Origin of the sequence: Arenimonas fontis (assembly GCF_008386465.1) — a bacterium.
GTDB classification, from domain to species: Bacteria; Pseudomonadota; Gammaproteobacteria; order Xanthomonadales; family Xanthomonadaceae; genus Arenimonas; species Arenimonas fontis.
Window position 1 is genome coordinate 277,962 of the sequence record NZ_VUOD01000003.1, and the last position, 21,760, is coordinate 299,721.

A 21,760-nucleotide genomic window follows, 5' to 3' on the forward strand; every position below is an offset into this window, starting at 1 on the left:
GTTCCTTAGGGCGGCGGCTCAGCCGGCGCGCCGACGCAGATAGTTCAACAGGTCGATGCGGGTGATCAGGCCAAGGAAACGCGAACCGTCCATGACGATGGCCACGTGACCGCGATCGAACACCGGCAGCAGCGCCTCCATCGGCGCGGTCACCTCCAGCACGTCCAGCTTGCTGACCATGGCGGTGGCCACCGGGTCGCGGAAGCGCTCTTCCTGGCCGTAGACATGCAGCAGCACGTCGGATTCGTCGAGAATGCCGACGATGTTCTCGCCGTCCATCACCGGCAGCTGCGAGACGTCGTACATCTTCATGCGCTGCCAGGCCACGTGCAGGGTGTCGTTCGGGCCCACCACCACGGTGTCGCGCTGGGCGTAGGGCCGCATGATCAGGTCGCGCAGGTCGCCGTAACGGGGCCGGTCCAGGAAGCCCTGGTCCAGCATCCAGTAGTCGTTGTACATCTTCGAGAGGTACTTGTTGCCGGTGTCGCAGACCAGGGTCAGCACCTTCTTCGGCGCGGTCTGCCCGCGGCAGTACTTCAGCGCGGCCGCCAGCAGGGTGCCGGTGGAACTGCCGCCGAGGATGCCCTCCTTCATCAGCAGCTCGCGGCCGGCCAGGAAGCTTTCCCTGTCGGAAATGGCATAGGCCTTCTTCACCCGGCTGAAGTCGGAGATCGAGGGCAGGAAGTCCTCGCCGATGCCCTCCACCAGCCAGGTGCCGGACTTGCTGCTGAGCACGCCCTCGTTGATGTACTGGGCCAGGATCGAACCGACCGGGTCGGCCAGCACCAGTTCCAGCTGCGGCGCCACCCGGGCGAAGTACCGCGACAGGCCGGTCATGGTGCCGGAGCTGCCGCAGCCGAAGACGATGGCGTCCAGCCGGCCGTCCATCTGCCGCCAGATTTCCGGACCTGTCACCTCTTCATGGGTGGCGGGATTGTCCGGGTTGCCGAACTGGTTGATGAAGTAGCCGCCCGGGGTTTCCCGGGCGATGCGCTCGGCCATGTCCTGGTAATAGTCCGGGTGGCCCTTGGCCACGTCCGAGCGGGTCAGGATGACCTCGGCGCCCATGGCGCGCAGGTTGAATATCTTTTCCCGGCTCATCTTGTCGGGAACCACCAGGACCAGGCGGTAGCCCTTTTGCCGGGCCACCAGGGCCAAGCCGATGCCGGTGTTGCCGGCGGTGCCCTCGACCAGGGTGGCGCCGGGCCGGATGTCGCCGCGGGCCTCGGCGGCCTCGATCATGCGCAGGCCGATGCGGTCCTTGATGGACCCGCCCGGGTTCATGCATTCCAGCTTCAGGTACAGCTCGCAGGGCCCGGTGTCCAGGTGCTGGGCCTTGACGATGGGAGTTTCGCCGATGAGCTCGAGGACGTTCTGGTGGATCGGCATGGGGGGCTGGGACGGGCGGAAACCGCCTGGAAGGGCCGCGGATTCTACCAGTCCGGCCGGTACCCGACATCCGCGCGGAGCGGGGAAGTGCTCGGACGGCGACGGCCCGACGAGGGAGGCCGCCGCCGTCCGGCGGGAACCATCAGTGATGCCGTTGCGCGAACATCCGCGTCAAACGGTCCTTGGCGTACAGCTTTTCCTTCTTCATCCGCGCCAGCGTGGCGTCGTCCACGGGCAGGACGCCCAGCTCGGCATCCAGGACCTGTTTGTCCAGCTCCCGGTGCCGGTGGTAGAGCTGCCGGAATTCCGGATCGCTCTTCATCAGCGCGTCGAGTTCGTGCTGTGGTTGCCCTTCAAACATCGGTTTGACCTCCTCCGGAAACGCGAACGCCCCGGCCGGGGCCAGGGCGTACGGATTGAAGACAAAGGTCAGGTCGCTTTCGCGGGCGGCGCCCCCCATCGGCCCGCCCGCCTCGGTCTTCGAGGGGGTGGACTCGGCGGGGGCGAGGTCTGCTTTCATCGGCCTGGCTCGTGTATCCCGGGGGCGTCGGGAGGCCCCGGGACTCCGAAGCTACTCCCCTGCTCCAGGGCCCGCAAGCCCGCCTTCAAGCGATTGATTAAAAAGACATTTACTCGACGATGATCTCCACCCGCCGGTTCCGGGCGCGGCCCTCGGCGGTGCCGTTGTCGGCCACCGGTTCGGCCTGCCCCTTGCCCACCGCGGTGATCCGGCCGGAGGCGATGCCGGCCTGTTCCAGCAGCCGCCGAACCGCCTCGGCCCGGCGCCGCGACAGGGCCAGGTTGGCGGCCTCCCCGCCCTGGCTGTCGGTATGGCCTTCGACCGTGATGGCGCCGCTGCCCGGCAGCTGTGCCGCCAGCGCGTACAGGCTGGCCTGGGCCGCGGCGGTCAGGGTGGCGCTGCCGCTGGCGAAGGCATTGCCGGCCAGGGTGTAGACGGTGCGGCCGCCCTCCCGGCGGGACGGCGGCGGTGCCGCCTCCATCACCGCCGCCGCCAGCTCGGCCTCCTTGCGGGCCAGCTCGGCCTCGCGGGCGCGGGCGGCGGCCAGCTTGCGCGCCTGTTCGGCTTCGGCGGCGGCGGCCTTCACCGCCGCCTCGCGTTCGGCTTCGGTGCGCTCCAGTTCGCGCTGCAGGGCTTCCTCGCGGGCCAGGGCGGCCAGGCGCAGCCGCTCGTTTTCCATCCGCACGCGCTCGGCCTCGCGGCGACTGGCTTCCAGCAGGATCTGGTCACGCTCGCGGTCGAGCTGGGCGGCCTGCTGCTCGTACAGCTCGGCTTCGGCGGCCAGCCGGGCAATCTGGATCCGGGTCCTGGCCAAGGCCAGGGCGTGCTCACGATCGCTGCGTTTGGCCCCGGCGGCCGCATCCAGGGCTTGGCGGGCCTTCAGGCGCTCGACCCGCCCCAGGCTGGCCAGGGAGGGATCGCCGTCCAGGCTGCCAAGCTCGGCGCGCAGGCCGGCCACGGCCTGTTCGTGTTCGCTGGGCGCCGCCGGCGCCATCGGCGCGGTCAGGGCCAGACCCAGGGCCAACAGCAGGGAAGACCAGGGATTCCGGCGCATGTCAGCGGCCCTCCGGGTTCAGCAGCAGCTGCCGCCGCAGGTCGGCATTGCGGGCGGCGCGGCTGTCCACCTCGGCCCGGGCGGCATCCAGGCGGGCCTTGACCCGGGCCAGGTCGGCATTGGCGGCGGCCGCCTCGGCATAACGCTCGGCGTCGCGCTTGCGGCGTTTGTCCAGGGACTCCCGGGCCTGCTGCAGCTGCTGGCGGGCGGCGGCCAGGACATCCGCGGCCGGGCCGCGCGGATCGGCCTGTTCGGCGGCGGCCAGCGCCTGCTCCGCCTCGGCGATGGCGCGGTCCGGATCGGCCAGGGCCGGCGGCGAAAATCCCGACGCAATCAACAGGATGGCGCTGGCGAGATGGATTTTTCGCGGCGTTGGTGTCATAAGACGCATACTGTTGGGCAGGGGTTCCAAGGATATACGCACATGGACATCGGCTACTTCCTGAAGCTGATGACGGAGAAGAACGCGTCGGACATGTTCCTGACCACCGGCGCGCCCGTCTACATCAAGGTGGAGGGTCGCCTCTACCCGCTGGGCAATACCGGCCTGCCGGCAGGCATGGTCAAGAAGATCGCCTACTCGCTGATGGACGAAGGCCAGGTTCCGCAGTTCGAGCGCGACCTGGAGTTCAACATGGCCATCGCCGTGAAGGACACCGGCCGCTTCCGCGTGAACGTGTTCAAGCAGCGCGGCGAGGTCGGCATGGTGATCCGCGCGATCAAGAGCGAGATTCCCAGCATCGACCAGCTCAAGCTGCCGGCGGTGCTCAAGGACATCGTGATGGAACAGCGCGGCCTGGTGCTGGTGGTGGGTTCCACCGGCTCGGGCAAGTCCACCACGCTGGCGGCGATGATCGACCACCGCAACAGCAACTCCACCGGCCACATCCTCACCATCGAGGATCCGATCGAGTTCCTGCACAAGCACAAGAAGTCGATCGTCAACCAGCGCGAAGTCGGCCTGGACACCCACGCCTTCCACAACGCGCTGAAGAACGCCATGCGCGAGGCGCCCGACGTCATCCTGATCGGCGAGATCCTCGACGCCACGACCATGGAGTCGGCGATCGCCTTCGCCGAGACCGGCCACCTCTGCCTGGCCACCCTGCACTCGAACAACGCCGACCAGACCCTGGACCGCATCCTGAACTTCTTCCCGGAATCGGCCCACAAGAACGTGCTGATGAACCTGTCGCTGAATCTCAAGGCGGTGATCAGCCAGCGCCTGGTGGTCGGCAAGGACGGCAAGCGCCTGCCGGCGGTCGAGATCCTGATCAACACGCCGATGATCCGCGACCTGATCCGCCGCGGCGAGGTGCACGAGATCAAGGAGGCGATGGACAAGTCGCTGCAGGAAGGCATGCAGACCTTCGACCAGTCCCTGTACCGGCTCTACAAGGAAGGCAAGATCGAGCTGGAGGAGGCGCTGCGCAAGGCCGATTCGCGCGATGGCCTGGCCCTGAAGATCCGCCTGTCCGAGGGCGCCAGCGGCGAGCACGACCCCTACGCCGACATGTACGGCGGCGAGAGCGGCCAGGGCAGCTTCTGATTTCCCGCCGGCCGTGAACCACCGGCGCTGCGGGTGGCGGCGGCTGCCTTCGGCCGCAAGGCCCCGGCGGGCGGGAGCCCTCAGCGCTGGGCGTCGGGCTGGTGCTCGGGGCGGGCCTTGTCGAAGGCATCCAGCGCCAGGCATTCGCCGACGATCCGGCGGATGGTCGGATAGGGCGTCATGTCCACCTTGAAGCGCTCGGCGTTGTAGACCTGCGGTACCAGGCAGCAGTCCGCCAGGGTCGGCACCTCGCCGTCGCAGAAGGTGCCGGTGGACGGGTTGTCCTCCAGCACCTGCTCCACCGCCGACAGCCCGGCCGCGACCCAGTGCCGCACCCAGGCATCGCGCGCTTCCTGGGCCAGCCCCAGGGTGTTCTCCAGGTACTGCAGCACCCGCAGGTTGTTCAGCGGATGCACGTCGCAGGCGATCATCTGGGCGATGGCGCGGACCCGTTGGCGATCGCGGGCGGTGGTCGGCATCAGCGGCCGGTCCGGCCAGGTTTCGTCCAGGTACTCGATGATGGCCATGGACTGGCGCAATATCCGGTTACCGTGCAGCAGCACCGGCACCAGCTCCTGCGGATTGAGGTCGGCATAGGCTGGCTTGTGCTGTTCGCCCCCGTCCTTGAGCAAGTGCACCGGCACGATCTCGTAGGGCAGCCCCTTGAGGTTGAGCGCGATGCGCACCCGATAGGCGGCGCTGGATCGCCAGTACGAGTACAGCCGGATGGAGCCGGTGTTCATGCCGCTTCCCCCTTCGCCTGGACTCCCGGCACCACCGCCGGGCCGGCTCCAAGCATACGCCCGGGCGCCCTGGCTTCACCATGCCCGGGCGGCTGACCGACCGTTCAGGGCCTGGCGATCACCTGTTCGATGGCGCCGAAGATGCTGCGGCCCTCGCGATCCAGCATCTCGATGCGGACGACGTCGCCGAAGCGCATGAAGGGCGTGCTGGGCTTGCCGTCGCGCAGGGTCTCCACCGTCCGCTGCTCGGCGAAGCAGCTGGCACCCTTGCTGGTGTCCTCGTTGGCCACGGTGCCGGAGCCGACGATGGTGCCGGCCACCAGCGGCCGGGTCTTCGCCGCGTGCGCCACCAGCTGGGCGAAGTCGAACTGCATGTCCACGCCGGCCTCGGGCGCGCCGAACCATTTGCCGTTGATGTGGGTCAGCAGCGGCAGGTGCACCTTGTTGTCCCGCCAGGCCTCGCCCAGCTCGTCGGGAGTGACGAACACCGGGCTCAGCGCCGAGCGCGGCTTGGACTGCAGGAAGCCGAAACCCTTGGCCAGCTCGGCCGGGATCAGGTTGCGCAGGCTGACGTCATTGACCAGGCCGACCAGCTGGATGTGCCGCGCGGCCTCCTCGGCGCTGACGCCCTGCGGCACGTCATCGGTGACCACGACGACCTCGGCCTCCAGATCGATGCCATAGGCCTCGTCGGCCACCAGCACCGGGTCGCGCGGGCCGTAGAAACCGGCGCTGGTCGCCTGGTACATCAGCGGGTCGGTGTAGAAGGTCTCCGGCACCTCGGCGCCGCGGGCCTTGCGTACCCGTGCCACGTGCGGCAGGTAGGCGCTGCCGTCCACGAATTCGTAGGCGCGCGGCAGCGGCGCGGCGAACTGGCGGAAATCCACCTCGAACACCGGTTCGCCGTTGATGGTCTCCGGCCGGCCCTGCTCCAGGGCCTGGTAGACGCCGTTCAGGCGCGGCGCCGCGCTCGACCAGTCGTCCAGGGCCGCCTGCAGGGTGGCGGCGATGCCGGTGGCGCGCACCGCCCGGCCCAGGTCCTTCGACACCACCACCAGGGTGCCGTCGCGGCCGCCTTCCTTGAGGGATCCGAGTTTCATCCTGATGCTCCTGAATGTCCGGCTCAGCCGCGCTTGCCGGGGTCGAAGTGCTTGCGCAGACCGGCCCAGCACTGCCGGTAGTCGCGCTGGCGATGGCCGGCCTCCAGAGCCTGGGCGGTCGGCCGGATCACGTGCCGGGATTCGAACATGAAGGCCATGGTGTCGGTGATCACGTCCGGCTTGCTCAGGTCGGCGTTGGCGGCCTTCTCGAAGGTGGCCGCGTCGGGACCGTGGCCGCTCATCGAATTGTGCAGCGAGGCGCCGCCAGGCACGAAACCCTCGGCCTTGGCGTCGTAGGCACCGTGCACCAGGCCCATGAACTCGCTGGCGATGTTGCGGTGGAACCAGGGCGGCCGGAAGGTGTCCTGGGCCACCAGCCAGCGCGGCGGGAAGATGACGAAATCGATGTTGCTGGTGCCTGGGGTGTCGCTGGGCGAATGCAGCACCAGGAAGATGCTCGGATCCGGATGGTCGTAGCTGATCGAGCCGATGGTGTTGAAGCGGCGCAGGTCGTACTTGCAGGGCGCGTAGTTGCCATGCCAGGCCACCACGTCCAGCGGGCTGTGGCCGATGTCGGCGCGCCAGAGGCCGCCCTGGAACTTGGCCACCAGCTCGAAGCCGCCCTCGCGGTCCTCCCAGGCGGCGACCGGGGTGAGGAAATCGCGCGGATTGGCCAGGCCGTTGCTGCCGATCGGGCCCAGGTCCGGCAGGCGGAAAAGGGCGCCGAAGTTCTCGCAGACGTAACCGCGGGCCTGGCCGTCCGGCAGCGAGACGCTGAAGCGGATGCCGCGCGGGACCAGGGCGATCTCCTGCGGCTCGACCTCCAGCACGCCAAGCTCGGTGGCGATGCGCAGGCGGCCCTGCTGCGGGACGATCAGCAGTTCGCCATCGGCGTCGTAGAAATAACGACCGTCCATGTCCTTGTTGGCGGCGTACACGTGCACGCCCATGCCACCGGCGGACGGGCCGCCGTTGCCGGCCATGGTGAACAGGCCGTCGAGCCAGTCGGTCGGCGCCTGCGGCAGCGGCAGCGGGCTCCAGCGCAACTGCTCTGGCGTCACCGGACCATGGCCGAAATCGTTGTGGAAACGCGAATGCGCCAGGGGCGAGAAGGAACCATGCATGGCCGCCGGCCGGATCCGGTACAGCCAGCTGCGCCGGTTGGCCCCGCGCGGCGCGGTGAAGGCCGTGCCGGAGAGCTGTTCGGCGTACAGGCCATAAGGACACTTCTGCGGCGAATTCCGCCCGACCGGCAAGGCACCAGGCAGCGCCTCGGTCGCGAACTCGTTCCCGAATCCGCTCATGTACTGGAGACTCATCTGGGACTCCGTTGAGGGCTTACAGCACGCCGCGGCGCATCTGGTCGCGTTCGATGGATTCGAACAGGGCCTGGAAATTGCCCTCGCCGAAGCCTTCGTTGCCCTTGCGCTGGATGATCTCGAAGAAGATCGGGCCGAAGGCGTTCTTGGTGAAGATCTGCAGCAGCTTGCGCTGCTTGGTCTCCGGGTCGGCGTCGATCAGGATCCTGTTCTTCGCCAGCCGCGGCACGTCCTCGCCGTGGTTGGGGATGCGCTGGTCGATCACTTCGTAATAGGTGTCCGGCGTGTCAAGGAACTCGACCCCGGCCTTCCGCATGGCTTCCACCGTGCCGTAGATCTCGTCGGTGAACAGGGCGATGTGCTGGATGCCCTCGCCCTTGTACTCGCGCAGGTATTCGTTGATCTGGCTCTTCTCGTCGCTGGACTCGTTCAGCGGAATGCGGACGATGCCGTCGGGCGCGGTCATGGCCTTGGACAGCAGGCCGGTCTTGGCGCCCTTGATGTCGAAGTAGCGGATCTCGCGGAAGTTGAACAGCTTCTCGTAGTACTCCGACCACTTCTGCATGTTGCCCACGTACAGGTTGTGGGTCAGGTGGTCTATGAAGGTCAGGCCGAAGCCCTTGGGATGCTGGTCGACGCCGGGCAGCGGCTCGTACTCGGCATAGACGTCGTCGCGGCCGTCGTCGATCAGGTACAGCATGCAGTCGCCGATGCCCTTGATCACCGGCGCCTTCACCGCCGCGGTCTCCGGCCGGTGCTCCACCTTCTCGCCGCCGTTGGCCAGCACGTGCGCCAGCACCTCGCCGCTGGGGCGCTTGAAGCGGATGGCGAAGCCGCAGGCGGACTGGCCGTGCCTGGCGGCGAAGTCGGCGGCGAAGGAATCCGGATCCTCGTTGAGCAGGAAGTTGATCAGGCCCTGGCGGAACAGGGTGACCGGCCGGGTGCGATGCCGGGCCACGGCGGTGAAGCCCAGCTTGCGCAGGTAGTCGGCCATGGCCGCGCCCTGGCCGGCCGGCGCGGCGAACTCGACGAACTCGAAGCCATTGATGCCCATCGGGTTCTCGAAGGTGGTGGGCGTCATGCCCAGGTTCGGGGCGTGGGTCTGGGGTTGCGCGTTCATGGGGACCTCCGGGTCGCGGCGGCTTGCCAAGGGAAGACCATCGTTATAGTTTCATCTGAAACCATTTGCAAGCCGCGAGGCCCCGATGGCCGAGCAAGACCTGCTGGACCTGGAACATTTCCTGCCCTACCGGCTGTCGGTGTTGTCCAACCGGATCAGCCAGGACATCGCCCGCCTCTACGCCGACCGCTTCGGCCTGGCCGTCACCGAGTGGCGGGTGCTGGCGGTGCTGGGCCGGCACCCCGGCCTGTCCGCCCGCGAAGTGGCCGAGCGCACCGCCATGGACAAGGTGGCGGTCAGCCGGGCGATTGCCTCCCTGGTCGAAGCGGGCCGGCTGCTGCGCGAGGTCGATCATGGCGATCGCCGCCGCGCGGTGCTGCGGCTCAGCCCCGCCGGCGAGGCGATCTATCGGCAGGTCGCGCCCCTGGCGCTGGCTTACCAGTCGCGACTGCTCGAGGGCCTGGGCGAGGACGAGCGTGCCGCACTGGATCGCCTGCTGACCCGCATGGAGGAACTGGAGCTGGCGACGCGGCCGGGCTGAGCCTGTCAGGCGCCTCCGCTCAACGGTTGCTGCCGACCGTGATGGTCTCCAGGCCGTGGCCGCCCTGACCGCGCTCGGCCCGCCACAGCCGCCAGGCGAAAAACAGCCCCAGCGAGGACAGCGCCGTGTAGAACCACATGCCCGGGGCGTACCCGGCCGGATTCTCCGGCCCCGCCAGGTAGCGGTCGTTGAGCGCACCCACGACCAGCGGCACGGCGATCCAGCCCAGCTGCTGGCACAGGGTCATCAGGGCGTAGGCCGAGCCGAGCCGCCGGTCGTCGACGATGTAGGCCACGCTGGGCCACATCACCGCCGGGATCAGCGAGAAGACCCCGCCCAGCAGCAGGATCACGCACAGCAGCGTCAGCGGTACCTCGCCGCTTCCCACCAGCGGGATGGTGACCATGACGTCCGGTCCCGGCGGCAGATAGGTCACTGCCAGGAACAGCGGCAGCATCACCAGCGAGCCGATCGCCATGAACAAGGACCGGCGACCGACCCGATCCACCCACAATCCGAACAGCGGAGTGGCGAAGATCGCCGCCACCGGCAACAGGCTGCTCAGGATGCCGGCCGCCTCGCGCTCCAGCCCGTGCGCCTGCTGGAAGTAGTCGATGGCGAAACTCCGGAACGGGAACACCGTCGAGTAGAACACCACGCACAGGGCGACGATGTACCAGTACGAAGCGCTGAAACGGTAGAGGCTGCGCAAGTCCAGCCGGTCGGTGGCCGCCGCCTCGCCCAGGTAGAAGCGGCCTTCGGCCCGCCGTTCCAGCATCCAGTACAGCAGCGCCGCGCCCAGACCGGCCGCCATCACCCCGGTGGACAACCAGAGCGGATCCTGCCAGTTCGAGTACAGCGGCGCGGCGAAGGACGTGGACCAGTCCGCCGAAGCAGAACCCAGGCGGGAGATCGAAAGGTTCAGGCCGAAGGCGAAGCTCAGCTCCTTGCCCTTGAACCATTTCGCCAGCACCGCCGTCACCGCGACGATCAGGGGTTCGGCGCCCATGCCCAGCAGGAAGCGACCGGCCGCCAGGGTCGGAAAGCTGCTGGCGGCCGCCGACACCGCCGCCGCCAGCACGCACACGGCGGCGAAGGCGACGATCGCCCGGCGGGCGCCGAAGCGATCGATCACGTAACCGCCGACCAGCAACACCAGCAACGCGGCCAGGTTGTAGGCCGAGGACAGCATGCCGATCTGCCGGTAGCTGAAACCCTGCTGCTCGCGCAGCAGGTCCACGACCGGATTGAGGGCGTCGTAGACGTAGTAGTTGCCGAACATGGCCAGGCTGGCGAACACCAGCACCAGCCAGCGGTAGGCGGGAGTCGGCCTCGGCAAGGCGCCGGCGCCCGGTATGCTCATCGCCCCGACCTCACTTGACGCCGTGCATCAGCCTGTTGATCAGCGGCGCGACCAGGAACAGCAACACGCCCGAGCCCACCAGGGCCCAGAAGCCGAAGGTGTAGCCGGCGTAGGCCGAGGCCACGGTCATGCCGGTCTCGCCGCTGACATGCCCGGCGAAAATGCCCGACAGGTTGTTTCCGATCGCCGTGGACAGGAACCAGCCGCCCATGCCGAAACCGACCAGGCGCACCGGCGCGAGCTTGGTCACCATGGACAGGCCGATCGGCGACAGGCACAGCTCGCCGGCGGTCTGGATCACGTACACCATGAACAGCGTCCAGAACGGAATCTTGCCGGCATCGTCCACCAGGCTGGACAGGGCGAACATCAGCAGGGCGAAGGCCAGGCCATTGCCGATCAGTCCCAGACCGAACTTGCGCGGGATAGACGGGTTGGCCGGTCCCAGCGCCACCCACGCCCAGGCGAACAGCGGTCCCAGCACCAGGATCGCGATCGGGTTGACCGACTGGAACCAGCCGACCGGGAAGATCCAGCCGCCGAAATCGCGGTCGACGATGTTCTGGGCCAGGAAGTTGAACGAACTGCCGGCCTGCTCGAAGAACATCCAGAACAGCACGTTGAACACGAAGATGATCAGCATCGCGATCGAGCGGTCGCGCCGGACCGAGCCCTCGCGGACTCCTTCCGCCAGGATCAGCGCGCAGAGACCGGCGAAGAGCACGCCGAGGATCCAGGCCAGGACGCTGGCGTCGATGGTCAGCAGGGCGAACGCCACCGGAATCGCCGCCATCGTGCCGAGCGCGACCCACAGCGAACGCATGTTGCCTTCGCCGCCCTCCGGCGGTCGCCCCACGCCGCCGAGCTGGCGCCGGCCGAACCAGAACCACACCAGGCTGAGCAACATGCCGATACCGGAGGCGATGAAGACCACCTTGTAGGCCGGCATGCTCTCGCTTCCGAACACCCGCTCCGCCAGCCAGCCGGTCAGCACCGGCGCAACCGCGGCACCGGCGTTGATCCCCATGTAGAAGTAGGTGAAACCCGCATCCCGTCGCGGGTCGTTCAGGCCGTAAAGACTGCCGACCATGGTCGAAATGTTCGGCTTGAACAGGCCGTTGCCGCAGATGATGGTCGCCAGCCCGATCTTGAAGACCTGCTCGTTGGGCACCGCGATCAGGAACAGGCCGGCGGACATGACCACCGCGCCGATGAGGATCGAACGCTGATAGCCGATCAGGCGATCGGCGACGTAACCGCCGAACAGCGCGGCGGCGTAGATCAGGGCCAGGTAGGCGCCGTAGAGGGTGTTGGCGGGGGCCTCGCCGGTTCCCGAGCCGTCGTAGAACTGGGCGACGATGTACAGGGTTAGCGCCCAGCGGATGCCGTAGAAGGCGAAGCGCTCCCAGAATTCGGTCATGAACAGCATCCACAACGGCTTCGGATGCCCCAGGACCTGCTTGAACTCCGGCACGCCGGCCGTGGTTTGCTCTGTGACGCCGCCCATGCGGTCTCTCCCCTGGCTTGTCTGTCGTTATGTGGTTTCCGGCGCCCGGTCCGGCCGGAGGGCCGGCCGCGGGGCCGGCAAGGTGTAACCGCCCCGCCATGCGTCCGTCAAACGCGACACGCCCCGGACCGGGCCGGGGCGCATTCAGGTGACTGAACCGGCCGGATCAGCGGCCCGGCGGCAGGTACTCGTAGCTGGCGCCCCAGCCCAGGGGGATCTCCAGGGCCCAGAAGCCCAGCAGGAAGGCGCTCCAGCACACCAGCAGGGTCAGCGAATACGGCAGCATCAGGGCCAGCAGGGTACCGATGCCGGCCCCCTGCACGTAGCGCTGGCAGAACACCACGATCAGGGGGAAATAGGGCAGCAGCGGCGTGATGATGTTGGTGCTGGAATCGCCGACCCGGTAGGCCGCCTGGGTCAGGTCGGGCGAGACGCCCAGTTCCATCAGCATCGGCACCATGATCGCGCCGATCAGGGCCCACTTGGCCGAGGCCGAGCCCACCATCAGGTTGACGAAGGCCGACAGCAGCACGATGCCGACCAGGGTAACCCCCAGCGGCAGGCCGAGCGCGCGCAGGCCGCTGGCGCCCTCGACCGCGATCAGCGCGCCCAGGTTGCTCTGGCCGAAGGCCCAGATGAACTGGGCGCAGAAGAAGGCCATCACCACGTAGTAGCCCATGCCGGACATGGCCTTGGACATGCCCTTCACCACGTCGCGATGGTTCTTCACGCTGCCGGCCATCATGCCGTAGATCACGCCCGGCACCAGGAAGAAGATGAAGATCAGCGGCACGATGGACTGCATCACCGGCGCCTGCATCACCAGCAGGTCGCTCTGGCCCGCCGCCACCGGCGTGCCGGCCGGCGCCCGCCAGGGCGAGCCCTCCGGCAGCAGGCTCAGCACGAACAGCAGGCCCAGCACCGCCATCGAGGCCAGGGCCCAGGCGAGGCCGCGCTTCTCGGCGGCGTCCAGGGCTTCGAGCTTCGGCATCTGCGAGGGGTCGCCGTCCACCGGCGTGCGCCGCAACCGCGGTTCGATCACCCGGTCGGTGAGGAACCAGCCCACCAGCACCACCAGACCGGTGGAAGCGGTGGTGAAGAAGTAGTTGTTCAGCGGGCTGACCACCACGGTCGGGTCTATCAGCTGGGCGGCGCTGGTACTCAGGCCCGACAGCAACGGGTCGAGGCTGCTGGGCACGAAGGTGGCGGAAAAACCGCCGGAGACGCCGGCGAAGGCCGCGGCGATGCCGGCCAGCGGATGCCGCCCGGCGGCGTAGAAGATCACCGCGCCGAGCGGGATCACCAGCACGTAGCCGGCGTCCACCGCCACATGGCTGAGCACGCCCACGGCGATCAGCATCGGTGTCAGCAGCATGCGCGGGGTGACGGTCAGGGCGGCGCGCAGGGCGGCGGAAACGAAGCCGGTGTGTTCGGCCACGCCCAGGCCCAGCATGGCCACCAGCACCACCCCCAGCGGCGGGAAGGTCACGAAGGTGTTGACCATGGCCGCCATGAAGCCGGTCAGGGAGCGGCCTTCGAGCAGGTTGCGGATGACGATGGGCTCGCCGGTGCGCGGGTCCACCGCGTCGAAGCTCAGGCCCGACAACCACCAGGACAGCGCCCAGACCACCAGCATCAGCAGCAGGAACAGCACCGCCGGATCCGGCAGGCGGTTGCCCACGCGCTCGACCAAGTCCAGCGCGCCTGCGACCAGGCCGCGCCGGGCAGGGGTTTCCTGGGGGGTTGCGCTCATGCCTTCGCTCTCCTCGGGACGAAATCAGCCGGCATCCTAGCAAGCCCGGGCGCCGGGCTCAGCCGGGCGTGCCCAGCACCGTGCGCACCTCGTACAGCTCCGGGAAGAAGGTCAGCTCCAGCGCCTGCTTGAGGAAGCCCACCCCGGAGCTGCCGCCGGTGCCGCGCCGGTAACCGATGATCCGTTCCACCGTTTTCATGTGCCGGAAGCGCCAGAGCTGGAAGCTGCTTTCGATGTCCACCAGCTGCTCGCAGGTGGCATAGGCTTCCCAGTGCGTGTCGGTGTCCTCGTAGATGGCCTTGAACACCGGCACCAGCCCGGCCTCGCGGGCGTGCGGCCGCGACCAGTCGCGCTCGACGCAGCCGGCCGGCACCGCATAGCCGCGCCGGTGCAGGTGGCGCAGGAACTCGTCGTACAGACTGGGCGCCTCCAGCGCCGCCCGCAGCCGGGCGGTGGCGTCCGCGTCGTGGGCGAACACCTTCACCATGTCGGCGTTCTTGTTGCCCAGCATGAACTCGACCAGGCGGTATTGCAGCGACTGGAAGCCCGACGCCGGGCCCAGCACCTCGCGAAACTGCAGGTAGTCGGCCGGCGTCAGCGTCTCCAGCACCGACCACATCTCGGTCAACTGGCGTTGCACCTGCTTGACCCGGGCCAGGATCTTCTGCATCGGATCCAGCTGGTCGCGCTGCAGGCAGCCGATGGCGGCGCCGAGCTCGTGGATGATCAGCTTCAGCCACAGCTCCGAGACCTGGTGCTGGACGATGAACAGCATCTCGTCGTGGTGCGGCGGGTCCGAGAGCGGCTTCTGGGCCGACAGCAGGGTGTCCAGCTGCAGGTAGCCGCCATAGCTGAGCCGGTCGCGCAGATCGGTGGTGATGCCCTGCTCCAGGGCGCGCTGGTTGGGGGTTTGGCTCATGAGGCCGGCTCCGGTGCGAAAGGGGGAAGTCTGTCATGCCGGTGCAGCATTTTCCGATATAGACTGCCAACTCCGTCACGGTTCGGCAGGGGACCCCTCGAAGGGCCGGGCCGGCGGCGCCCCCGTTCGATCCACTCCTCGGTCCACTCCGTTCCTACCCACTCAGGCAGACACCATGCGCAAGCGCACGCGTCCGTACGCCCGACTGGCCCTGCTGGCCCTGGCCCTGGCGGGCCCCGCCGGCGCGGCCGAATTGTTCCTCTCCGAAATCGTCGAAGGTTCCAGCAACAACAAGGCGGTCGAAGTCTTCAACGGCAGCGGCGCCGAGGTCGACCTGGCCGCCGGCGGTTACCGCCTGCAGTTCTTCTTCAACGGCAACACCAGCCCCGGCCTGACCATTCCCCTGGCCGGCACCGTCGCCGCCGGCGACGTCCATGTCGTCGCCCACAGCAGCAGCGTCGCCGCCATCCTGGCCGAAGCCGACCAGACCAATGGCTCGAGCTGGTTCAACGGCGACGACGCCATCGTCCTGCTCAGCGGCGACACCATCCTGGACGTGGCGGGCCAGATCGGCTTCGACCCGGGCAGCCAGTGGGGCTCGGGCCTGAGCTCCACCGCCGACAACACCCTGCGCCGCAAGGCCGGCATCTGTGCCGGCGACACCGATGGCAGCGACGCCTTCGATCCTGCGCTCGAGTGGGACGGCTACCCGAACGACACCTTCGACGGTCTCGGCAGCCACACCGCCACCTGCGCCGGCGGCGGCACGCCCACCGATCCGGCGGCCAGCGGCGGCGCCAGCCCGGCCAGCCTGGCCGCCGGCGACCCGACCCTGCTGACCGTGGACGTCACGCCCGGCGCCAATCCGGAAAGCACGGGTCTGAGCGTGACGGCCGATCTCGGCGTCATCGGCGGCAGCGCCAGCCAGGCCCTCTACGACGACGGCAGCCACGGCGACGAGACCGCCGGCGACCTGCGCTTCTCCTTCCTGGCCACCGTGGCCGAGGGTACCCCTCCGGGTCCGAAGAGCCTTCCGGTCAGCGTAGAGGACGGCGAAGGCCGCAGTGCCGCCGCCAGCATCGCCCTTTCGGTGGTGGCGAAAGTCGCCATCGCCGAGATCCAGGGCAGCGGCGTCGGCTCGCCCCTGCCGCTGGGCACCGAGCTCGTCACCGAGGGCATCGTGACGGCGCGCCGCGCGAACGGCTATTTCATCCAGAGCGCGCCGGGCCAGGAGGATGGCGATCCGGCCACGGCCGAGGGCCTGTTCGTGTTCACCTCGGCACCGCCGCCGGCCGCGGCCGCGGTGGGCAGCCGCGTGCGCGTGGCCGGTCGGGTCGGGCAGTTCCGGCGCACCCCGCACGGTTTCCCGCTGACCCAGCTGACCAACAGCAGCCTCACGGTGATCGCCACCGGCGAGGCGCTGCCGCCGCCGGTGCTGCTGGACGCCAGCGTGCTGGCGCCGGACGTGCCGGTGGACGCGCTGGGCCGTTACCAGGGCATGCGCGTGCAAGTGCCGACGGCGGTGGTGACCGGGCCGAGCAATGGCTTCGGCGACTTCCACGTCACCCTGGCCGGCGTGCCGCGCCCGGCCCGCGAGCCCGGCGTGGCAGTGCTCGACGCGGTGCCGCTGCCGCCGGAGAAGGCCATCCCGCGTTTCGACCGCAACCCCGAGCGGCTGCGGGTCGAAAGCCGCGGCCTGGCCGACGCGCCGGCCGACAACCTCAACCTCGATGCCGGCGCGCTGGTAGAGGGCCTGTCCGGCGTCCTCTACTACGACCGCGGCGATTTCACCCTCCTGATGGGCGAGCGCAGCGGCGTCAGCCACAGCGGCGGCGCGCAGGTGCGGGCGGTGCCCGCGGCCGGCAAGGAGGACGTCCGCGTCGGCAGCTACAACATCCAGAACCTGTCCGGCGGCGCCGCGGTGGATCCGGCCCGGCTGGCCAAGCTCAGCGAAGTTTTCTGCCAGTACCTGCGCCTGCCCGACGTGGTCGGCCTGATCGAGATCGGCGACCTGGCCACCGCCCAGCGCCTGGCCCAGGCCATCAACGACGACGAGTTCGGACACTGCCCGGACGACCCGCAGTACCAGGCCCACCTGTTGGCGGCCAGCGGCAGCCAGCGCCTGGGTTTCCTGGTGAAGACGGCGCCGGCCGCCACCGGCGAGCCGCGCGTGCAGGTGCTGGACGTGGTCGAGCACTTCGTCGGCGAGCCGCTGCTGGACCCGCAGGGCAATGCTTCCAGCCTGGTGCTGTTCGACCGCCCGCCCCTGCACCTGAGCGCGGTGGTCAACGGCGACAACGGCGAGGACTATCCGCTGGAGGTGCTGCTCAACCACACCCTGTCGCTGCTGGACGTCAACAGCCTGAACGGCAACGCCACCTGGGGCACGCTCGGCGAGCGCGCCCGGCAGAAGCGCCGGCAGCAGGCCGAGCGGCTGTCGCAGCTGGTCGAGGCCATCCAGTCCGCCGATCCGTCGCCGCCGCTGGTGCTGATCGGCGACTACAACGCCTTCGAGTTCAGCGACGGCTACGTGGACGTGATCGGCATCATCTCCGGCAAGCCGGCGCCGGCCAATGAGGTACTGGTGCCCGGCGACAGCGCCGTGACCGTGCCGCTGACCAACCTGCTGGAGACGGTGCCGGCGGAGCAGCGCTACTCCTATGTGTTCGAGGGCAACACGCAGTCGCTCGACCACGCCCTGGTGAACGCCGCGGCCCTGGCCAGTGCCGACGCGCAGCTGTACCACGCGCGGGTGAACGCCGACTTCGCCGCCGACCTGGCCGCCGATCCGACCGTGCCGGTACGCAGCTCCGACCACGATCCGCTGGTAGCCGAGCTGATGGTGCCGCGCTTCCTCGACGCCGACCTGGCGGTGAAGGTGGAAGGCCCCTTCCTGCCGGTGCGCGACGGCCAGCTGGTGCCTTTCCTGGCCCTGGTTCGCAACCTGGGCGCCGACCGGGCGGTGGATGCGGTGCTGGAGCTGCGCCTGGACGCGTTGGCCGACCAGCTGCGGCTGGTCTGGGCGCCGGGCTGGACCTGCGAGCCGCCGGTGGCCGACGGCGATGGCAGCCGCCTGAGCTGTCGCCGCGACGCCGACCTGGCGGCCGGGGAAAGCGACCTGCTGGGGCTGATCCTGGAGGCCCGGCGTCACTCGGCGCGGCAAACGATCGGCGTCGCCGCCACGGCCGACACCCGCAGCCGCGACCTGCGAACCGACAACGACGCCGACGCCGACGGCACCCGGGTGGTGGGCAAGCCGCGCCGCTGAGCGCCGCCGCGAACCCTACGCACGCGAACGGGCGCCTTCGGGCGCCCGTTTCGCTTCCGGACGAACGGACCGGCTATCATCCGGGTTCGTTTCCCGTCGGAGGGACACGATGTCCCGGGTTGCAAGTTTCGAGATCGAATACCTGCAGTACCTCGGGCCGGACGGACGTCCGGCCGGCGAGGATCTGCCTGCCTTCGCGCGGGACCGGCGCCTGCTGGTGGACCTGCTCAAGCAGATGCTGCGCGTGCGCAGCTTCGACACCAAGGCGGTGGCCCTGCAGCGCACCGGCAAGCTGGGCACCTATGCCAGCTGCCTGGGCCATGAGGCCGCGCACGTCGGCATCGGCAGCGCCATGCAGTACGACGACGTGTTCGCGCCCAGCTACCGCGAGTACGGCGCCCAGTTCATGCGCGGAGTCAAGCCGCGCGAGGTGCTGATGTACTGGGGCGGCGACGAGCGCGGCAACGACTTTTCCGGTCCGCCGCACGACTATCCCTGGTGCGTGCCGATCGGCACCCAGTGCCTGCACGCGGCCGGTGCCGCCCTGGCCTTCAAGCTGCGCGGCGAGCCGCGGGTGGCGGTGGCCTGCGTCGGCGACGGCGGCAGTTCCAAGGCCGACACCTACGCCGCGATCAATTCCGCCGGCGCCTACACCCTGCCCTTCGTGCTGTGCATCATCAACAACCAGTGGGCGATCTCGGTGCCGCGCAAGGCGCAGACCGGTGCCCAGACCCTGGCGCAGAAGGGCATCGCCGGCGGCCTGGACTGCGTGCAGGTGGACGGCAACGACGTCATCGCCGTGCGCGCCGCCATGGACCACGCCATCGCCCGCGCCCGCAACGGCCACGGCGGCAGCGTGCTGGAGCTGGTCACCTACCGCCTCAGCGACCACACCACCGCCGACGATGCCCGCCGCTACCGCGACGACGCCGAGGTGAAGGCGGCCTGGGAGCGCGAGCCGATCGCCCGCCTGCGCACCTGGCTGATCGCCGAAGGCGCCTGGAGCGAGGCCGAGGAAGCCGAATGGAAGGAGGCCTGCGCGGCCGAGATGGATGCCGAGGTCAATGCCTACCTGGAAACGAAGGTGCAACCGGTGGAGGCGATGTTCGACCACCTGTACGCCGAGATGCCGGCCGACCTGGCGGCGCAGCGCGAACAGGCGCTGAAGTGGGAGGGCCGTTGAGATGGCGGCCATCACCCTGATCGAAGCCATCACCCAGGCCCTGGCCTGGGAAATGGCCCATGACGAATCGGTGCTGGTGCTGGGCGAGGACGTCGGCGTCAACGGCGGCGTCTTCCGCGCCACCGCCGGCCTGCAGCAGCGCTTCGGCGACCAGCGCGTGCTGGACACGCCGCTGGACGAGACCACCATCGCCGGCCTCACCGTCGGCCTGGCCTCGCAGGGCATGAAACCGGTCGCCGAGGCGCAGTTCGACGGCTTCGTCTACCCGATGGTGGACCACATCGTCTGCCATGCCGCCCGCTTCCGTTACCGCACCCGCGGCCGGCTCAGCTGCCCGATGGTGCTGCGCGTGCCCTGGGGCGGCGGCATCCGCGCGCCGGAACACCACAGCGAGGCCAACGAAGCCATCTTCACCAACGTGCCCGGCCTGCGGGTGGTGCTGCCGAGCAGTCCGCAGCGTGCCTACGGCCTGCTGCTGGCGGCGATCCGCGATCCGGATCCGGTCATCTTCATGGAGCCCAAGCGCATCTACCGGCAGTACAAGGAGGAGGTGCCGGACGACGGCGAGGCGCTGCCGCTGGACGTCTGCTTCGTGCTGCGCGACGGCAGCGACGTCACCCTGGTGACCTGGGGCTCGCAGGTGAAGGAAACCCTGGAAGCCGCCGAGGCCCTGGCCGCCGAAGGGATCAGCGCCGAAGTCATCGACGTGGCCACGCTCAAGCCGCTGGACTTCGACACCATTCGCGAATCGGTGGCCAAGACCGGCCGTTGCGTGATCGTGCACGAGGCGCCGCGCACCGCCGGCTTCGGCGCCGAAATCGCCGCCCGCCTGGCCGAGGAATCCATGTACGACCTGGTGGCGCCGGTCGAGCGCGTCACCGGCTACGACACCCATATCCCGCTGTTCCGGCTGGAGATGAAGTACCTGCCGAGCGTGGAGAAGATCGTCGCCGCCGCCAAGCGCACGCTGGCGGCCAGCTGAGGTTGCAACGATGAGCGAGAAAAAGCTGTTCCTGCTGCCGGACCTGGGCGAGGGCCTGCCCGACGCCGAGATCGTCGAATGGCTGGTCAAGGTCGGCGACGTGGTGAAGCTGGACGAGCCGCTGGTGTCGATGGAAACCGCCAAGGCGGTGGTCGAGGTGCCCTCGCCCTACTCCGGCAAGGTGCTGCGCCTGGCTGGCGGCCCCGGCGACGTGATCGCCACCGGCAGCTGGCTGGTCGAGATCGAGCTCGACCCCTCGCTGCCGCAGCGCGCCGAGGCCCAGGACACCGGTCACTCGCACGGCCACGGCCACAAGGGCGCCGGCCGGCCGGTGCCCAACGAACCGGCCCGCGACGACGGCGATGCCACCACCCTGGTGGCTTCGGACGAGGGCGGCGAGCTCCTGGAGGAAGGCACCGGCGGTCGCAAGGCCTCCGCAGACGCCGGCACCGTGGTCGGCGCCATGCAGAGCTCCGACGCGGTGCGCAGCGAGCAGGCCGTCGCCATCGGCGGCGTCAAGGCCATGCCGGCCGTGCGTGCGCTGGCGAAGAAGCTCAAGGTGGACCTCGGCCGGGTGACGCCCACCGGCGCCGGCGGCGTGGTCACCCTGGCCGACGTGAAGAGGGCGGCGGCCGAGGGCACGGCGCCGCTGGGCGCGTCTCCCGCTTCCCCGGCCGCTCTTCCGCGTGGGGCGAGGGCAGCGGCTTCGGCGAGTCCGCAAGCGGCGCCGGGCAGCCCGGCGAAAAGCCCCTCTCCTTTCGCCGGAGAGGGGCCGGGAAGAGGGGGTGCCGGCCCCGGCCCCGGCGTGGCCTTCGACGTGGACGAACCCATCCGCGGCGTCCGCCGCAACATGGTGCGCTCGATGTCGCAGGCGCATGCCGAGGTGGTGCCGACCACGCTCATGGACGACGCCGACATCGCCGCCTGGGCCCCGGGCGAGGACATCATGGCCCGGCTGATCCGCGCCATCGTCGCGGCCTCGGCGGCCGAGCCGGCCATGAACGCCTGGCTCAATGCCAAGGAAGGCACCCTGCGCCGGCACGCGCGCGTGGACGTGGGCATCGCCGTGGATTCGCCCGACGGCCTGTTCGTGGCCAACATGCGCCATGCCGAGCGGCTGGAGCCGCACCAGGTGCGGGCCGCGCTCAACCGTATCCGCGAGGGCGTCAAGAACCGTAGCCTGCCGCCGGAAGAACTGCGCGACTACACCATCATGCTGAGCAACTTCGGCGTCTTCGCCGGCAAGTACGCCACGCCGGTGGTGGTGCCGCCCTGCGTGGCCATCGTCGGCGCCGGCCGGCTCTACCACGCGGTGGTGCCGGTGCTGGGCGGCATCGAGACGCACCGGATGATGCCGATCTCGCTGACCTTCGACCACCGCGCCGCCACCGGCGGCGAGGCGGCGCGTTTCCTGCGCGCACTGCTGGACGACCTGCAGAAGGCCCGCTGA

The 21,760-nt window shown here is 69.3% G+C and carries 18 protein-coding genes; 6 read left to right on the top strand and 12 right to left on the bottom strand.

Features of this window, described 5'->3' with window-relative positions; all coding sequences use genetic code 11:
* Window positions 1-18: 18 nt before the first annotated feature.
* The 4 genes from F0415_RS05555 to F0415_RS05570 all read right to left on the bottom strand — a co-directional run bounded on the left by F0415_RS05555 (window position 19) and on the right by F0415_RS05570 (window position 3,345).
* A complete protein-coding gene (locus F0415_RS05555) occupies window positions 19-1,389 on the bottom strand; it encodes a pyridoxal-phosphate dependent enzyme (protein WP_149860208.1) in 1,371 nt (456 codons plus the stop codon).
* Window positions 1,390-1,531: 142 nt separating this feature from the next.
* Entirely contained in the window at window positions 1,532-1,750 is a 219-nt protein-coding gene (locus F0415_RS05560) for an HP1242/YdcH family protein (protein ID WP_149860298.1), read from the bottom strand.
* 268 nt (window positions 1,751-2,018) lie between these two features.
* The gene (locus F0415_RS12770) at window positions 2,019-2,963 is read right to left on the bottom strand and encodes an OmpA family protein (protein WP_149860209.1); all 945 of its coding nucleotides are present in this window, start codon (window positions 2,961-2,963) and stop codon (window positions 2,019-2,021) included.
* A gap of 1 nt (window position 2,964) precedes the next feature.
* Window positions 2,965-3,345 (bottom strand): DUF4398 domain-containing protein, encoded by a 381-nt coding sequence (locus F0415_RS05570; RefSeq protein ID WP_188310301.1) that lies wholly within the window; start codon window positions 3,343-3,345, stop codon window positions 2,965-2,967.
* Between the two features lie 42 nt (window positions 3,346-3,387).
* On the opposite strand from F0415_RS05570, the gene F0415_RS05575 reads away from it, so the two are divergent.
* Window positions 3,388-4,512, top strand: coding sequence for a PilT/PilU family type 4a pilus ATPase (locus F0415_RS05575; RefSeq protein ID WP_149860211.1), 1,125 nt, complete (start codon window positions 3,388-3,390; stop codon window positions 4,510-4,512).
* An 80-nt stretch (window positions 4,513-4,592) separates the two neighbouring features.
* Here F0415_RS05575 and maiA read toward each other — a convergent pair whose 3' ends face one another.
* The 4 genes from maiA to hppD form a co-directional block, all read right to left on the bottom strand.
* The gene (gene maiA, locus F0415_RS05580) at window positions 4,593-5,255 is read right to left on the bottom strand and encodes a maleylacetoacetate isomerase (protein WP_149860212.1); all 663 of its coding nucleotides are present in this window, start codon (window positions 5,253-5,255) and stop codon (window positions 4,593-4,595) included.
* A gap of 104 nt (window positions 5,256-5,359) precedes the next feature.
* Window positions 5,360-6,355 (bottom strand): fumarylacetoacetate hydrolase family protein, encoded by a 996-nt coding sequence (locus tag F0415_RS05585; protein WP_149860213.1) that lies wholly within the window; start codon window positions 6,353-6,355, stop codon window positions 5,360-5,362.
* 23 nt (window positions 6,356-6,378) lie between these two features.
* A complete protein-coding gene (hmgA, locus tag F0415_RS05590; protein WP_246149891.1) occupies window positions 6,379-7,659 on the bottom strand; it encodes a homogentisate 1,2-dioxygenase in 1,281 nt (426 codons plus the stop codon).
* Between the two features lie 34 nt (window positions 7,660-7,693).
* A complete protein-coding gene (gene hppD / locus F0415_RS05595; protein ID WP_149860215.1) occupies window positions 7,694-8,794 on the bottom strand; it encodes a 4-hydroxyphenylpyruvate dioxygenase in 1,101 nt (366 codons plus the stop codon).
* Between the two features lie 85 nt (window positions 8,795-8,879).
* Here hppD and F0415_RS05600 point away from each other — a divergent pair, with 85 nt between their 5' ends.
* Window positions 8,880-9,335: a MarR family winged helix-turn-helix transcriptional regulator gene (locus F0415_RS05600; protein WP_149860216.1), complete on the top strand. Its 456-nt coding sequence runs from the start codon at window positions 8,880-8,882 to the stop codon at window positions 9,333-9,335.
* A gap of 19 nt (window positions 9,336-9,354) precedes the next feature.
* Here F0415_RS05600 and F0415_RS05605 read toward each other — a convergent pair whose 3' ends face one another.
* The 4 genes from F0415_RS05605 to F0415_RS05620 form a co-directional block, all read right to left on the bottom strand.
* Window positions 9,355-10,698 carry an MFS transporter gene (locus F0415_RS05605; protein ID WP_149860217.1) on the bottom strand — a complete coding sequence of 448 codons (1,344 nt, stop codon included), beginning with the start codon at window positions 10,696-10,698 and terminating at the stop codon, window positions 9,355-9,357.
* A gap of 10 nt (window positions 10,699-10,708) precedes the next feature.
* Window positions 10,709-12,205 (bottom strand): peptide MFS transporter, encoded by a 1,497-nt coding sequence (locus tag F0415_RS05610; protein WP_149860218.1) that lies wholly within the window; start codon window positions 12,203-12,205, stop codon window positions 10,709-10,711.
* A gap of 166 nt (window positions 12,206-12,371) precedes the next feature.
* Window positions 12,372-13,958, bottom strand: coding sequence for an AbgT family transporter (locus F0415_RS05615; protein ID WP_149860219.1), 1,587 nt, complete (start codon window positions 13,956-13,958; stop codon window positions 12,372-12,374).
* Window positions 13,959-14,016: 58 nt separating this feature from the next.
* Window positions 14,017-14,877: a tryptophan 2,3-dioxygenase gene (locus tag F0415_RS05620; protein WP_149860220.1), complete on the bottom strand. Its 861-nt coding sequence runs from the start codon at window positions 14,875-14,877 to the stop codon at window positions 14,017-14,019.
* A gap of 175 nt (window positions 14,878-15,052) precedes the next feature.
* Between F0415_RS05620 and F0415_RS05625 the strand changes: the two genes are divergently transcribed.
* The 4 genes from F0415_RS05625 to F0415_RS05640 all read left to right on the top strand — a co-directional run bounded on the left by F0415_RS05625 (window position 15,053) and on the right by F0415_RS05640 (window position 21,760).
* Window positions 15,053-18,145 carry a lamin tail domain-containing protein gene (locus F0415_RS05625; protein WP_188310302.1) on the top strand — a complete coding sequence of 1,031 codons (3,093 nt, stop codon included), beginning with the start codon at window positions 15,053-15,055 and terminating at the stop codon, window positions 18,143-18,145.
* Window positions 18,146-18,254: 109 nt separating this feature from the next.
* Window positions 18,255-19,328: a pyruvate dehydrogenase (acetyl-transferring) E1 component subunit alpha gene (gene pdhA / locus F0415_RS05630; RefSeq protein ID WP_149860222.1), complete on the top strand. Its 1,074-nt coding sequence runs from the start codon at window positions 18,255-18,257 to the stop codon at window positions 19,326-19,328.
* 1 nt (window position 19,329) lies between these two features.
* Complete coding sequence (locus F0415_RS05635; RefSeq protein ID WP_149860223.1) at window positions 19,330-20,310, top strand: alpha-ketoacid dehydrogenase subunit beta; 981 nt, start codon at window positions 19,330-19,332, stop codon at window positions 20,308-20,310.
* A gap of 10 nt (window positions 20,311-20,320) precedes the next feature.
* Window positions 20,321-21,760, top strand: coding sequence for a dihydrolipoamide acetyltransferase family protein (locus F0415_RS05640; RefSeq protein ID WP_149860224.1), 1,440 nt, complete (start codon window positions 20,321-20,323; stop codon window positions 21,758-21,760).